Here is a 12,956-nt window from a genome sequence, read left to right as displayed (position 1 = left end):
AAGTCTCATTGGGGAGCGTCATGACGGTCGTGGAGTCGGCGGAGTCGCAGGAGCCCGAGCCGAGTGAAGGCGGGGTGCGCATGGTGGTTCCGCGAGGCGGAACCGTCGTCGAAGTAGCCGAGGATTACGCGGAGTTGATGCCGCACACCCGGCGGGCGCTGCTGCGGCGGCTGGCGGTTGCGCAGGCCGAAGGGCGGGCGCCGTCGATGATGGGGGCGGTGGTCCGCGGCGGCCGGGTGGTCTGGGCAGGGGCCCGGGGCGCGGTGGACGGGGCGGCGCCGCACGGCGATGTGCAGTACCGGATCGGCTCGTTGACCAAGAACTTTGTGGCCGTGCTGGTGCTGCGGCTGCGGGATGAGGGGCTGCTGCGGCTGGACGATCCCATCGGGAGCTATCTGAAGGACGTCCCGGCACCGGAGGCGACGATAGCCCAACTCCTGTCGCACAGTGCCGGGTTGGCGGCGGAGTCGCGCGGGCCGTGGTGGGAGCGGACCTCCGGTGAGTTGCGCCCCGAGCCGACCGACCTGTTCGGTGAACGGCCGCGGCTGCATCCGGCGGGGCGGCGGCACCACTACTCCAATCCCGGCTATGCGGTGCTCGGCGCGCTCGTCGAGCGGTTGCGGGACGGGACGCCGTGGGGCGAGGTCCTGCGGCGCGAGGTGCTGGAGCCCTTGGGCATGGCCCGGACGACGCTCCAGCCGGAGGCGCCGCATGCGGGCGGCTGGGCGGTCCACCCGTGGGCCAACGTGATGCTGCCGGAACCCGCGCACGACACCGGTTTGATGGGCCCGGCGGGGCAGTTGTGGTCCACGGTGGAGGATCTGTGCCGGTGGGCGGCGTTCCTGCTGCGGGGCGACGAGCGGGTGCTGAACGCGGCGAGTCTGGCCGAGATGCAGACCCCCGCGGTGCCGCCGGAGAGCGACGGCTGGGACGCGGGGTACGGCCTGGGGACGCAGCTCATGCGAGCGAGCGGCCGCCGGCTCGCCGGCCACACCGGGTCGATGCCGGGGTTCCTCGCGGTGCTGTGGGTCGACCGGGAGCAGGACACGGCGGCGCTCGCGCTGGCGAACTGCACCTGGGGGGTGCCGATCAGCGCGGTGGCGGCCGACTTCCTGGAGACCGTCGCGCGCCACGAGCCGAGGATCCCGGAGCCGTGGCGTCCGCTGCCGGGCCCGGTGGACGAGGAACTGCTGGCCCTAACCGGACCCTGGTACTGGGGCGCGAGCCCGTTCGCGCTGCGGTTGCTGGACGGGCAGGGGCTGGAGTTGATCACGCTCACCGGCGGTGGGCGCACCTCGCGCTTCCGGGCAGAGGCCGATGGCACCTGGACGGGGCTGGACGGCTACTACGCGGGCGAGACGCTCCGGGCGAAGCGTGCGCCGGACGGCACGGTCACCCACCTCGACCTCGGGACCTTCGTCTTCACCCGCGGGCCGTACGAGCCGGCGGGACCGGTGCCGGGCGGAGTGGACCCCGACGGCTGGCGGGGCGTGTGAGCGAGTTGCGGCGCGCCTGACGCGGCGGCGAGGAATGGGAGGCGGGCCGTCGACCGGGCGGCCCGCTTCTCGTGGGCGAGTCGGGCCAGGGCGAGGACTCGGGCCCGTCCGACGGGGGCGGACAGGCGGACGTACAGTCGAGCGAGATGTCAGGAGCCGCCGCAGTGCGCGGCTCGCTACCGCTGGAAGGCCACTGTGACTGCCGTGACTGCGAACGCCGACGCCCCGGTTCTGCTCGACCTGCCTCCGCTCGACGCCGCCCGTTTCGCGCGGATCGAGGACAAGGTCGCGGCCCTGATGCGCACCCGCTGCGATGTCGTGACGACGCAGGGCGAGGCGCTGCTGCCCCTGGAGGCGTGCATCCGCTCGGCCGTGCGGCCCGGGAGCACCGCGCTCAACATCATCACCGGTCCCTACGGTGAGACGTTCGGCGGCTGGCTGCGGTCCTGCGGCGCCGAGGTGATCACCATCAGCGCGCCCTTCACCGGCGCGGTCAGCCCCGAGCAGGTGGCGGACGCGCTGCGGGAGCACCCCGAGATCGACTTTGTGAGCCTGGTGCACGCCGAGGCGGCGACCGGCAACACCAACCCGGTCGCCGAGATCGGTGCCGTGGTGCGGGAGCACGGTGCGCTGCTGATGCTCGACGCGGTCGCTTCCGTGGGTGCCGAGCCGCTGCTCACCGACGAGTGGGGAGTGGACCTGTGCGTCATCGGCGGCCAGAAGGCGTTGGCCGGCCCGGCCGGGGTCTCCGCGGTGTCGGTGAGCGCCCGCGCCTGGGAGCGCATCGCGGCCAACGAGCAGGCGCCGCGGCGCTCCTACCTCTCGCTGCTGGACTGGAAGGAGCGCTGGATCGACGCCGGTCGCACCGCCCTTCCGCACGCCCCGGCGCAGCTGGAGATGCTGGCGCTGGAGCAGGCCGTGGACCGGATCGAGAAGGAAGGGCTGGACACGGTCATCGCCCGCCACCGGGCGGCCGCCGCGGCGGTCCGGGCGGGCGTCGCGGTGCTCGGCGGGTCGGCGTCGTATGTGATCCGGGACGAGCACGCGGCGCCGGCCGCCACCACGCTGCGCGCACCGGCCGGGATGGATGCCCGTGAGGTGGTGTCCGCGGCGCTCGCCGCCGATGGTTCGGTCCCGGTACAGGCCGCCGCCGGCGCGCTGGCCGCGGAGATGATCAGGGTGAACCACTACGGGCGGGCCGCGGACCGCGCGGTGGTGCTCGCCGCGCTGGCGGCGCTGGCGGCCGGTCTGCGGACGCTGGGCGTCACGGTCGACGAGGAGGCGGCGGCCGGTGCGGCCGGTGCGGCATGGGATGAGGCCATCGCCGCGGCCTGAGCCGTGCCGTTCCACTGACCCGTCGGACGGCCCTCGGCCGTCGGACGCGCCCTCGACAGAGGGGCCCAGGTGTGGTCTGTTTCACGTGAAACGGACCACACCCTTTTTGCTGCGTGCGGTGCCGCTGGCGGCCAGTCGTCCGCCACCCGCCGTGTGCTGCTGCGCGCCCGGAGCCCGTGCCATCGTCCCCCGCCACCGCCTCGTCGCCGTCTCGCCGCCGTCGCCCCGCGTCCTCGTCTCCGTAGGTGTCCCGCGTTCTCGTCGTCGCCGGCTGCCGTCCCCGAGCCGCCTGGTCCCGGGCGTCCCGCCCCCCCGGCCGCCCCGCGCTCCGTCGGCCCCACCCACCCCACCAGCTCTTCCGCTCTGGTCGCCGCCCAGCGTGGCGACCCGTACGCGTGTTTTAACGCCCTCATAGAATCGGAACGATCAGCCCGGTTGACCTCCGGGGTGTGAAGGACGGTCGGCCCGGTTGATCTCCGGGGTGCGGAGTGCGAAGGAGCTCGGTGGTACCAGCAGGTGTGTGGAGGGCGGAGAGCCGGTCGGCGGCCCCGCGTGCGGATGCCCGGCGGAATCGCGCGCTGGTGCTCCAGGCGGCCCAATCTGCCTTCGGGGAAGGGGGGTTGGGAGTCTCGCTCGATGAGGTCGCCCGGCGTGCCGGGGTCGGTGCAGGGACCGTGTACCGCCATTTCCCCTCCAAGGAAGCCCTCTTCCGGGCGGCGGTCAGGGACCGGATGCGGCTGTTCGCCGATGCCGCGGGGGACTTGACCGATGCGGACGACCCCGGCGAGGTGTTCTTCCGTTTTCTGGCGTCGGTGGTGCGGCTGGCCGCCCCCAACCGGGCACTGTGCGAGGTGCTGGAGGCGACCGGGGAACAGGGCCCGGGCGCGGCGGAGGAGGAGTCGGCGGCCCCGGAGCTGGAGTTCCTGGTGGCCCTCGGTGTCCTTCTCGCACGGGCTCAACAGGCGGGCGCGGTAAGGGCGGACGTCGATCTGGACGACGTCCGTGTGCTGCTGACCGGGTGTCTGGCGATGGAGCGCCAACGGTCGGCGGGGCGGGGGCCGGCGGGAGCGGGCGCGGAGGCCGGGGAGGTGCCGGCGGGCCGGATGACGGCGCTGATACTCGATGGGCTCCGCGCCGGCCGGGACGTGACGAAACTGCCGGACGCGGGCCCGGAGCGTAACGAAACCCAGTGTGTGGTGTGCGGTGCGGCGCTTGCGGCGGCGCGCACCGGGCGGCCCGCGCGGTACTGCGGCGGCGCCTGCCGGCAGAGGGCCCACCGTGCCCGCCGCGCCGCTCCCCCGGCCCCTCGCTGACCGCGGCCCGGCGTCAGAGCGCGAGTTTGAAGCCGAGGTGGGACGCCTCAAAACCGAGCCGCTCGTAGAAGCGGTGCGCGTCGACCCGGGTGGCGTCGGAGGTGAGCTGGACGAGCCGGCAGCCGAGGTCCCGGGACTGGGTGATCGCCCATTCGATGAGGTCGGTGCCCAGGCCGGCCCCGCGTTCGTCGGCGTGGACCCGCACCGCCTCGATGATCGAGCGCGTGGCGCCGCGCCGGGAGAGACCGGGGATCACCGTGAGTTGGAGGGTGCCGACCACCCGGCCGGCGCGCTCGGCGACGACCAGGTGCTGGTGCGGATCGGCGTCCAGGACGGCGAACGCGGCGCGGTAGGGCGTGAGGTCGTCGGGGGACTCGCGGGTGGCGCCCAGGGGGTCGTCGGCCAGCATCGCGACGATGGCCGAGAGGTCGTCCTCGGTGGCGCGCCGTATCTCAAGATCGCTCATGGGCGGGACCCTATGCCGTGCGGGCGGGAGTGCCCAGGGGTTCCGACCGATCGCCGGAAGCGCGGAGGGAGCGGGGCCGGCGTGGTGACGCGGATGCCCCGGGCGGTGCGGCTGGCGGCGGGAGCGTCCGCGCATACGCGGTGGTGCGTACGGACCGGTCCGCGGGGGACGACGGCGGCCGTGGACGCGTCCTAGGCTCCGCCCATGACCAAGCTGCATCTGTTCGACATGGACGGAACCCTGCTCCACGGGTCCGCTGCCGCCGTCGAGATCTCCCGTCAGCTGGGGCTGGAGCGGGAGATCGCCGAGCTGGAGCGGGCGTTCGCGGAGGGTGCGCTGACCCCGGCGGGCTTTGCGCGGCGGGCGTGCGCGCTGTGGGCCGCCGACCTGACCGAGGTCCAGGTGGCGGCGGCCTTCGAGGGCGCGCCGTGGCTGGCCGGTATCCGGGAGGTCTGGGCCGACATCCGGGCCCGGGGCGAGCGATGCGCCGTGATCTCCCTCTCGCCCGGTTTCTTCGTCGAGCGGCTGCTGGCCTGGGGGGTCGACACCGCGCACGGCTCCCGTTGGCCGGCGGTGCCGATCCGTGAGCCGTTGGAACCGTCCGGCATCCTCTCGTCGTCAGCGAAGGTGCGGATCGCGGACGACCTGTGTGCGCGGTACGGGCTGAGCCGGGGGGACTGTGTGGCGTACGGCGACTCCTTGTCCGACGCCGGACTCTTCGCGGTGGTGCCGGAGTCGGTGGCGGTGAATGCGGATCACCATGTCAGCGGCCTGGCGACGTATGCGTACGGGGGGCGTGATCTGCGGGAGGCATACGAACTGGTGCGCACCGGAGGGTAATTCGGTGGGGTAAGTCTTTCCCCGGTGGATTCGGCCGCCGCGCGGACGGTAATTGTCCTGCGTGGGGAGGATCACGGATATCGGCAGGGCGCTCCGGGGGTACTCGGATCGGGGGTTGTGGTTTCAACTACTGTCGGTATGGTCGAGTCCGGCTCGGCGGGGGTGAGGGTCTTCGTGGGGGCGTGGCCGGTGGGCAAAGCTCGTCAGCCCAGCCGGGAAGCGGCCCGGATGACCCCGACTTCCGACTGTTTGTCCGGCGTGGTGAGGTGGGGTGGCATGCTGACGAGACGGCATGCGCACCGTTTGCTGTGAGGAAGTGAACGATGTCTGCTTTAGGGTCTGTTGCCGGAATCGCCTGAGGCGACGAAGAATTCCGGCAGGGTGGGGGAATTCCGGGCGGTTCCGGTCGACGGAACGGCAAAGAGGCAACCAAAAGACGTTTGAGGCGAGGCAGACCATGGATGCTCCGACCACCACGTCGGCCGATAGTGGCTCTCCTGACGGCAACCGTGGCGATTGGGGCTGGTTCACTCCGCCGGCGAAAAAGCCTTCCGGAGATCAGCAGGAGCGGCAAAACAACCAGGACGGGCGGCAATCGACGCCGGGCGAGGGTAATGAGCCGGGTGAACGCCCCGAATCCGAGCGGCTGCCCGGCCGGCCCGTGAACCCGGTGCGCCCGGTGGGTACCGCCGCCGGTCGGGAGCGCGAGCCGGAGCCGCAGCGGGTGCCGCGGTGGGTGCCTCGGCAGGGCCCGCCCGCCCCGTGGGAGGCGGCCCGGCAGCCCGGCACCGCAGCCCGCCCCGAGCGGCCCGCGCCCGCCGTCCCGCGCCCCGAGCCGGAGCGGGAGCCGGAGCCGGTCCACGAGCCCGCAGGGTGGACGCCGTTCGACGGCGTCGGCCCCTTCGGCCCCCACGCGTCGGAGCCCGCCTCCCTCCCCTCGGCCCCTGTGGACTCCCCGCGCCCGACCGCCCCCGCCGCCCCGTCGGCCCCTTCCGCACCGACTCCGGCTCCGACCCCGGCTCCGGCTCCGGCTCCGACCCTGGCCCCGGCCCCGGCCCCGGCCCCGGCTCCGGCCCCGCCCGCAGCCGGACCCTCCCTCGCCGCTCTGGAAACTCTCGGCTCGTCCGACGCGGCGGCCTCGCCCGACGCGGTGCTCATCCGGCGCACCCTGGCCGAGATCGAGCCCATCGCCGACAAGGTCACCGCGTACTTCTACGCGCTGCTGTTCGTCCGGCACCCCGATCTGCGGGCGCTGTTCCCCGCCTCGATGGACACCCAGCGCGACCGGCTCTTCAAGGCGCTGCTCACCACCGCCAAGCACATCGACAACTCCGAGGTGCTCGGCCAGTACCTCGCCCACCTCGGCCGCGGACACCGCAAGTACGGCACCCTGTCCGACCACTATCCGGCGGTTGGCGAGTGCCTGCTGAGCGCGCTCTCCCGTTACGCCCCGGCCAGTTGGGGCCCGGAGGCGGAGGGCGCGTGGGTGCGCTCGTACACCGCGCTCTCCCAGTTCATGATCGACGCGGCGGCCGAGGACGAGGCGGTCGCCCCGGCCTGGTGGCAGGCCGAGGTCGTCGCGCACGAGCTGCGCACCTCCGACACCGCGGTGGTGACGGTCCGCCCGGACCAGCCGTACCCGTTCCGCGCCGGGCAGTACACCAGCCTGGAGACCCCGTGGTGGCCACGGGTCTGGCGGCACTACTCCTTCGCCTCGGCGCCGCGCTCCGACGGCCTGCTCTCGTTCCATGTGAAGGCGGTGCCGGCCGGCTGGGTCTCCAACGCGCTGGTGCACCGCGCCCGGCCCGGTGACGTCCTGCGGATCGGCGGCCCCACCGGCTCGATGACCGTCGACCACACCACGGGCAACGGCCTGCTGTGCGTCGGCGGCGGCACCGGCATCGCGCCCATCAAGGCGCTGATCGAGGACATCGCCGGCCATGGCGCCCGGCGTCCGGTGGAGGTCTTCTACGGCGCCCGCAGCGACCACGACCTCTACGACATCGACACCATGCTGCGGCTGGAGCAGGCCCATCCCTGGCTCTCCGTCCGCCCGGTCGTCGCCGACGGACCGGCGACCCGGGGCGGACCGGGCACCTTGACGGGCCAACTCCCCGACGCCGTGCGGCAGTACGGCCCGTACCGCGAGTACGACGCATACCTTTCCGGTCCGCCGGGACTGATCCGCAGCGGGGTGGAGGCCCTGGTGGGGGTCGGCATCCCGACCGAGCGGATACGGCACGACTCCATCGACGAGCTGGTACCGACGGGAGACTGAAGTTTTGGCAGCAGACGGTGAAGACGACCGCGCGACGGAGGAACGGGGCCCGCGCCTGCCGGCGGAGCGGCCCGGGAGCGACGGCGAGCACCTGGTGCAGCAGAGACTCGGGACGACCGCGCGTGCCGACCGCTTCTACGCGGAGCAGGTCCTGGACCACCTCAACGCGCGGATGCGGGAGTTCGTGGCCGGTCAGGAGATGTTCTTCCTGTCCACCGCGGACCGGCACGGCGAGTGCGACGCCACCTTCCGGGCCGGGCCGCCCGGCTTCGTGCAGGTGCTGGGCGATCGGAAGCTGGCGTACCCGGAGTACCGCGGCAACGGCGTCATGGCCTCCCTCGGCAACCTCTCCGAGAACCCGCGGCTGGGCCTCCTCATGGTCGACTTCACCCGCTACCGGATAGGGCTGCACGTCAACGGCCGGGCCCGGGTGGTCCTGGACGAGGAGATGCGGGCCCATCACCCGGAGCTGCCGGTCGACCCGGTCCCGGGCCGGCGGGCGCAGCTGTGGGTGACGGTCGAGGTCGAGGAGGCGTACATCCACTGCGCCAAGCACATCCCGTACCTGCAGAAGATCCCGGCGGCCGAGCGCCGGGCCCGGGCCTGGGGCACCGACGACGTCAGGCGCAAGGGCGGCGACTTCTTCGGGGCCGCGGCCGAGGCGGACCGGCGCCCGCCGTTCCGGCGCCCGCAGCCGGGGACGGAGCATCTGCGCGGCGGGCTGCACGAGGACATCCCCGCGTCCGGCGCCGGCTCCGGAGCGGGCCCGGCGCCGCTGCCCGGTTCGCGGCGGCCCGCGCGGGACGACCTGGCCGCGGAGCTGAACGGGGAGTTCCTCGACCGGGTCGAGAAGGTGCTGGCACGGGCCCGGCCGCGCCGGTCGGCCGAGAACGAACCGGAGTTCCGCGGTTGGTTCGACCGCCGGGACGGCTGACCGGGAGCCGGCTCCCCGGGTCTGCCCGAGGGGCCCGTGGGCCCACGGCCCAGCGCCCTAGCCCAGATCGGGGGCGTGCATCGCGCGCACGCCCTCGATGTTGCCGTCCAGGTAGTGCCGCAGGGACAGCGGGACGACGTCGACCGAGGCGATCCCGACCCGGGTGAAGGGCACCCGCACGATCTCGTACTCGCCGCACGGCTCCTCGACCTCGGGGCCGTGCCGGCGGGACGGGTCCATCGACTCCAGCCGGCAGACGAAGAAGTGCTGCACCTTGACGCCGTCCACCCCGCCGTCGGTGAGGTGCTCGACGGTGTCGACGAAGACCGGCACCACATCGGTGACCTTGGCGCCCAGTTCCTCGTCCAGCTCGCGGTGGAGGGCCTCGACGACGGTGGCGTCCTCCGGCTCCACGCCACCGCCGGGAGTGATCCAGTACGGAGCCCGGCCCGGCTTGGTGCGCTTGATCAGTACCAGATCCGCTCCGTCGAGCAGGATCGCGCGGGCGGTGCGTTTGACGACTGGCCGTACGGTCATAGGGGACAGATGCCGCAGTCGCGGCGGCGTGAAACCCCTGTCTCACCGCTCACGTCACCAGTGGGCCGCGGTCCGCAGCAGCCACTCGTGCGCCCGCGCGATGTGCGGCAGCCCCAGCGTGCCGGTGCGCACGGCCAGGAAGTAGGTGCGCAGCGGGGGCACCGGCGGGTCCAGGAGGGCCACCACCGCGCCGCTGTCCAGCGCTTCGGCGCACAGGTAGCGAGGCAGGACGGCCAGCCCCGCGCCCGCCGCGACGCAGGACAGCACCGCCCGCAGATCGCCGGCGACGACCGCGGCGGAGACGGCGGGTTCGGCGTCGAAGACGGCGGCCCAGTAGCGGGCGATCAGCGGCAGGCTCTCGTGGACCTCGACCAGCGGGACCGGGTCGAGGACGCGGACGCCGCCGGCCCGGACGACGTCGGGGCCGCCCAGCCGGGCCGCCCAGCGGGGCGCGGCGACCAGGACGTGTTCCTCGTCGCAGAGCGGGGTGGCGGTGAGCAGTCCGCCGCGCGGCCGGGTGGTGGTGACGGTCAGGTCGTGGTGGCCGGCGGCCAGGCCGTCCAGCAGCTCGTCGGCATCGCCGAAGGCGGTGCGCAGGGACAGGCCCTGGGCGATGAGCGGGCTCAGCGCGGGTAAGGCGCGCTCGGCGGTGAACTCCGGGGGGCCGCCGAGGTGGAGCGTGCGGGTGGCGGAGTCCTGGTCCAGGCCCGCCTCGGTGATCTCGGTGAGGGCGTCGAGGTGGGGCGCGACCTTGTGGGCGAGTTCGTCGCCGACGGTGGTGGCGGTGACGCCACGGGCGCAACGGACGAACAACGGGCGCCCCAACTGGCGCTCCAGTGTGCGGATATGGCTGGTCACCGCCGGCTGGGAGAGCCCGAGGAGCGCGGCGGCCCGGGTGAACGAGCCGGCCCGGTGGACCGTGACGAAGGTGCGCAGCAGCGTCAGGTCCATCGCGTACCTCCTGCGCCCCTCGAAAGCCTGGTCGCGGGCCAACTATAAATTTGTCGATAGGACTGTGCCGCTAGCGTGATTGGACACTGACGCTCAGTCAACTAGCCTTGTCGAAGCGGTTCGTTTCACGTGAAACAGCCGGCCCGTCGACCAACCGGGCCGGGCTCACGGGAGCCGCCGGGCCGGCAGGGTGACGAGGGGGGATACCCTGCCGGCCTTTCTGCATCGGGGAGTTGGCGGCATGTACGCGCGCACCGTTCGGCTCCGCCCCTCCACTCACCGCGGCGCTACGCCTTCGCCGCGTCCAGTGCTCGCAGGACATCGGCGACCAGGTCCGGTGGTTCCTCCACGCCGACGGAGAGGCGGATGAAGCCCTCCGGCACGTTGTCGCCGCCCCAGCGGGCCCGGCGTTCGGCGGTGGAGCGTACGCCGCCGAAGCTGGTCGCGTTGTCCACCAGCGTCAGCGCGGCCAGGAACCGCTCCGCGTGCGCCGTGTCGGGGAGAACGAAGGAGACCACGCAGCCGAAGCTGCCGGGGCGCATCTGCCGGATGGCCAGGGCGTGCGACGGGTCCGTCGGCAGGCCGGGGTGGCGCAGCCCGGTGACCTCGGGGCGGGCGCTCAGCGCGGTGGCCACCGCCAGGGCGCCCTCGGACTGCTGGCGGACGCGCAGCGCCAGGGTGGCGAGCGAGCGGTGCGCGAGCCAGCTCTCCATGGGGCCGGGGATGGCGCCGACCGTCTTGCGCCACAGCCGGACGCCGTCGGCCAGCGCGGCGTCCCGGGTGGTGACGTACCCCAGCAGGACATCGCCGTGGCCGGTCAGGGCCTTGGTGCCGCTGGCGACCGAGAAGTCCGCGCCGAGGTCCAGCGGGCGCTGGCCGAGCGGGGTGGCCAGGGTGTTGTCCACGGCGACCAGCGCACCGCGGGCGTGTGCCGCGTCCGCCAGCCGCCGGATGTCGCAGACGTCCAGGCCCGGGTTGGAGGGCGACTCGATCCACAGCAGCCGGGCGCCGTCGAGGACGTCGAGCTGGGCGTCGGCGGCGGTGGGCGCGGTGCGGACCTCGATGCCGTAGCTCTCCAGGCGGGTGCGGACCGCGGGCAGGAGCTGATAGCCGTCGTCGGGGAGCACCACCGCGTCGCCGGTGCGCAGGTGGGAGAAGAGCACGGCGGTGATCGCCGCCATCCCGGAGGCGAAGGCGACGGTGTGTGCGGGCTCGTCCGGCGATTCCAGCTCGCCGATGGCGGCTTCCAGCCGGGTCCAGGTGGGGTTGGTGTCGCGGCCGTAGGTGTACGGGCCGGTGGCCTCGCCGGGGAGGTGGAAGTGGGCGGCGAACACCGGGCCGGGGAGGGTCGGTTCATGGGCCTCGGGCTCCGGGAGCCCGGCCCGCACCGCACGGGTGCCGTCGCCGGTCATGCGCTCTCCTTGTGGTGGGGGTGGTGCAGGCCCGGACGCGGCTCGGCGGGACCGGGCGCGCCGGAGGTGACCTCGGCGCGGACCGCCTCCAGGAGGCCGTCGCAGGCCCCCTCGATCATCTCCAGGCATTCCTCGAAGCCGGCGAAGCCGCCGAAGTACGGGTCCGGCACGTCGAGGTCGGAAGGGCCGGCGGCCGGGCCCGTGCCGCAGCTGTAGGCGCGCAGCAGGTGGACCTTGGCGGCGTCCTCGGGGGTGGGGGCCAGCCGGCGCAGCTCGTGCAGATGGCCCGAGTCGAGCGCGATGACCAGGTCGCGGCGGGCGAACCAGGAAGCGCGGAACTGCCGGGCGGTGTGCGCGGTCGGATAGCCGCCGTCGCGCAGGACGGCGATGGTGCGGGGGTCGGCTCCGTCGCCTTCGTGCCAGCCGCCGGTGCCGGCGCTGTCGGTCTCGACCAGCGCGTCGAGACCGTCCTCCGCGATGCGGGCACGGAAGACGGACTCGGCCATCGGCGAACGGCATATGTTGCCGGTGCAGACGAAGCAGACGCGGTAGGGGGTGGTCAAGCGTCAGTCCTTGTCGGGGAGGATCACGTGCATCGCCCAGGAGACGACGGAGACGATCACGCCGCCGAGCAGCGCCGCCCAGAAGCCGTCCACATGGAAGGCGAGGTCGACCTTGCCGGCGAGCCAGGAGGTCAGCAGGAGCATCAGTGCGTTCACGACCAGTGTGATCAGGCCGAGGGTGAGAACGAAGAGGGGGAAGGAGAGCACCTTCACCACGGGCTTCACGAGGAAGTTGACCAGCCCGAAGATCAGCGCCACCAGAATCAGCGTGAGCACCTTGCGGCCGGTGTTCTCGCCGGTGAGCGTGATGCCTTTGAGGAGCCAGATGGCCACGGCCAGGGCCGCGGCATTGGCGAGCGTCTTGACCAGGAAATGCTTCATGGTGAGATCGTCGCAGACGACAGCAGACCGGTGAGAGGTGCGAACGGCATGAAGGCTTTCCGACTGGACGAACTGGAAGCGGAACGGGTCGCGAACGACGGCGCGTATCTCCAGTTCCTTCGGGAACGCAATATGTCGGTGGGGCTGTACGCGTTGGACGCCGGGTCCGTCGACCCGCAGCAGCCGCACGGTCAGGACGAGGTGTACCTGGTGGTGAGCGGCCGCGGGGCGATCACCGTGGGGGCGGAGACGGAGTCGGTGGCGCGCGGCAGCGTCGTCTACGTGCCCGCCGGGGTGCCCCACAAGTTCCACCACATCAGCGAGGACCTCCGGGTCGTGGTGGTGTTCTCTCCGCCCGAAAGCTGAGGGGCGGACCCCGGAACCCGTAGGGGTCGGCTCAGGGGCGAGCCGGGGCTGTCGGGCCCCCGCGGAGGCTTCGGGCCGCCTAGC

The 12,956-nt window shown here is 73.1% G+C and carries 13 protein-coding genes; 7 read left to right on the top strand and 6 right to left on the bottom strand.

Annotated features, from left to right (window positions below; genetic code table 11):
- The first annotated feature begins 80 nt into the window (after positions 1-80).
- The 3 genes from ACIQE0_RS09405 (at position 81) to ACIQE0_RS09395 (ending at position 4,144) form a co-directional block, all read left to right on the top strand.
- Positions 81-1,496 carry a serine hydrolase domain-containing protein gene (locus ACIQE0_RS09405; protein WP_402330190.1) on the top strand — a complete coding sequence of 472 codons (1,416 nt, stop codon included), beginning with the start codon at positions 81-83 and terminating at the stop codon, positions 1,494-1,496.
- 195 nt (positions 1,497-1,691) lie between these two features.
- Positions 1,692-2,831, top strand: a complete 1,140-nt coding sequence (locus ACIQE0_RS09400) for a pyridoxal-phosphate-dependent aminotransferase family protein (RefSeq protein ID WP_402330188.1) — start codon at positions 1,692-1,694, stop codon at positions 2,829-2,831.
- 488 nt (positions 2,832-3,319) lie between these two features.
- Positions 3,320-4,144: a TetR/AcrR family transcriptional regulator gene (locus ACIQE0_RS09395; RefSeq protein ID WP_402330186.1), complete on the top strand. Its 825-nt coding sequence runs from the start codon at positions 3,320-3,322 to the stop codon at positions 4,142-4,144.
- 13 nt (positions 4,145-4,157) lie between these two features.
- Here the strand turns inward: ACIQE0_RS09395 and ACIQE0_RS09390 are convergent, their stop codons facing one another.
- Positions 4,158-4,610, bottom strand: a complete 453-nt coding sequence (locus ACIQE0_RS09390; RefSeq protein ID WP_366334919.1) for a GNAT family N-acetyltransferase — start codon at positions 4,608-4,610, stop codon at positions 4,158-4,160.
- A gap of 204 nt (positions 4,611-4,814) precedes the next feature.
- Here ACIQE0_RS09390 and ACIQE0_RS09385 point away from each other — a divergent pair, with 204 nt between their 5' ends.
- The 3 genes from ACIQE0_RS09385 (at position 4,815) to ACIQE0_RS09375 (ending at position 8,662) form a co-directional block, all read left to right on the top strand.
- The gene (locus ACIQE0_RS09385; protein ID WP_402330184.1) at positions 4,815-5,450 is read left to right on the top strand and encodes an HAD family hydrolase; all 636 of its coding nucleotides are present in this window, start codon (positions 4,815-4,817) and stop codon (positions 5,448-5,450) included.
- 457 nt (positions 5,451-5,907) lie between these two features.
- The gene (locus tag ACIQE0_RS09380) at positions 5,908-7,728 is read left to right on the top strand and encodes a globin domain-containing protein (protein ID WP_402330183.1); all 1,821 of its coding nucleotides are present in this window, start codon (positions 5,908-5,910) and stop codon (positions 7,726-7,728) included.
- Positions 7,729-7,822: 94 nt separating this feature from the next.
- Complete coding sequence (locus tag ACIQE0_RS09375) at positions 7,823-8,662, top strand: pyridoxamine 5'-phosphate oxidase family protein (RefSeq protein ID WP_402330338.1); 840 nt, start codon at positions 7,823-7,825, stop codon at positions 8,660-8,662.
- Positions 8,663-8,719: 57 nt separating this feature from the next.
- Here the strand turns inward: ACIQE0_RS09375 and ACIQE0_RS09370 are convergent, their stop codons facing one another.
- From ACIQE0_RS09370 to ACIQE0_RS09350, 5 genes are all read right to left on the bottom strand, one after another.
- Positions 8,720-9,199: an NUDIX domain-containing protein gene (locus ACIQE0_RS09370; RefSeq protein WP_384093219.1), complete on the bottom strand. Its 480-nt coding sequence runs from the start codon at positions 9,197-9,199 to the stop codon at positions 8,720-8,722.
- Between the two features lie 54 nt (positions 9,200-9,253).
- On the bottom strand, positions 9,254-10,150 hold the full coding sequence (locus tag ACIQE0_RS09365; RefSeq protein WP_402330180.1) for a LysR family transcriptional regulator: 897 nt from the start codon (positions 10,148-10,150) through the stop codon (positions 9,254-9,256).
- A 287-nt stretch (positions 10,151-10,437) separates the two neighbouring features.
- Positions 10,438-11,562 (bottom strand): cystathionine gamma-lyase, encoded by a 1,125-nt coding sequence (locus ACIQE0_RS09360; protein ID WP_402330178.1) that lies wholly within the window; start codon positions 11,560-11,562, stop codon positions 10,438-10,440.
- Positions 11,559-12,125: a low molecular weight protein-tyrosine-phosphatase gene (locus ACIQE0_RS09355; protein WP_402330177.1), complete on the bottom strand. Its 567-nt coding sequence runs from the start codon at positions 12,123-12,125 to the stop codon at positions 11,559-11,561. The genes ACIQE0_RS09360 and ACIQE0_RS09355 overlap by 4 nt, the downstream gene beginning before the upstream one ends.
- Positions 12,126-12,128: 3 nt before the next feature.
- On the bottom strand, positions 12,129-12,506 hold the full coding sequence (locus ACIQE0_RS09350) for a phage holin family protein (protein WP_366334932.1): 378 nt from the start codon (positions 12,504-12,506) through the stop codon (positions 12,129-12,131).
- 48 nt (positions 12,507-12,554) lie between these two features.
- Between ACIQE0_RS09350 and ACIQE0_RS09345 the strand changes: the two genes are divergently transcribed.
- Positions 12,555-12,872, top strand: a complete 318-nt coding sequence (locus ACIQE0_RS09345; protein ID WP_366334934.1) for a cupin domain-containing protein — start codon at positions 12,555-12,557, stop codon at positions 12,870-12,872.
- The last annotated feature ends 84 nt before the right edge of the window (positions 12,873-12,956 follow it).

The organism is Streptomyces sp. NPDC093097 (assembly GCF_044754325.1).
GTDB lineage: Bacteria > Actinomycetota > Actinomycetes > Streptomycetales > Streptomycetaceae > Streptomyces.
This window is presented reverse-complemented; position numbering and strand designations above follow the sequence as displayed.

Coding starts and splice junctions, on each gene's coding strand:
- ACIQE0_RS09405 (WP_402330190.1), top strand. CDS start 81: ATGGTGGTTCCGCGAGGCGGAACCGTCGTCGAAGTAGCCGAGGATTAC.
- ACIQE0_RS09390 (WP_366334919.1), bottom strand. CDS start 4,610: ATGAGCGATCTTGAGATACGGCGCGCCACCGAGGACGACCTCTCGGCC.
- ACIQE0_RS09385 (WP_402330184.1), top strand. CDS start 4,815: ATGACCAAGCTGCATCTGTTCGACATGGACGGAACCCTGCTCCACGGG.
- ACIQE0_RS09380 (WP_402330183.1), top strand. CDS start 5,908: ATGGATGCTCCGACCACCACGTCGGCCGATAGTGGCTCTCCTGACGGC.
- ACIQE0_RS09370 (WP_384093219.1), bottom strand. CDS start 9,199: ATGACCGTACGGCCAGTCGTCAAACGCACCGCCCGCGCGATCCTGCTC.
- ACIQE0_RS09365 (WP_402330180.1), bottom strand. CDS start 10,150: ATGGACCTGACGCTGCTGCGCACCTTCGTCACGGTCCACCGGGCCGGC.
- ACIQE0_RS09360 (WP_402330178.1), bottom strand. CDS start 11,562: ATGACCGGCGACGGCACCCGTGCGGTGCGGGCCGGGCTCCCGGAGCCC.
- ACIQE0_RS09350 (WP_366334932.1), bottom strand. CDS start 12,506: ATGAAGCATTTCCTGGTCAAGACGCTCGCCAATGCCGCGGCCCTGGCC.
- ACIQE0_RS09345 (WP_366334934.1), top strand. CDS start 12,555: ATGAAGGCTTTCCGACTGGACGAACTGGAAGCGGAACGGGTCGCGAAC.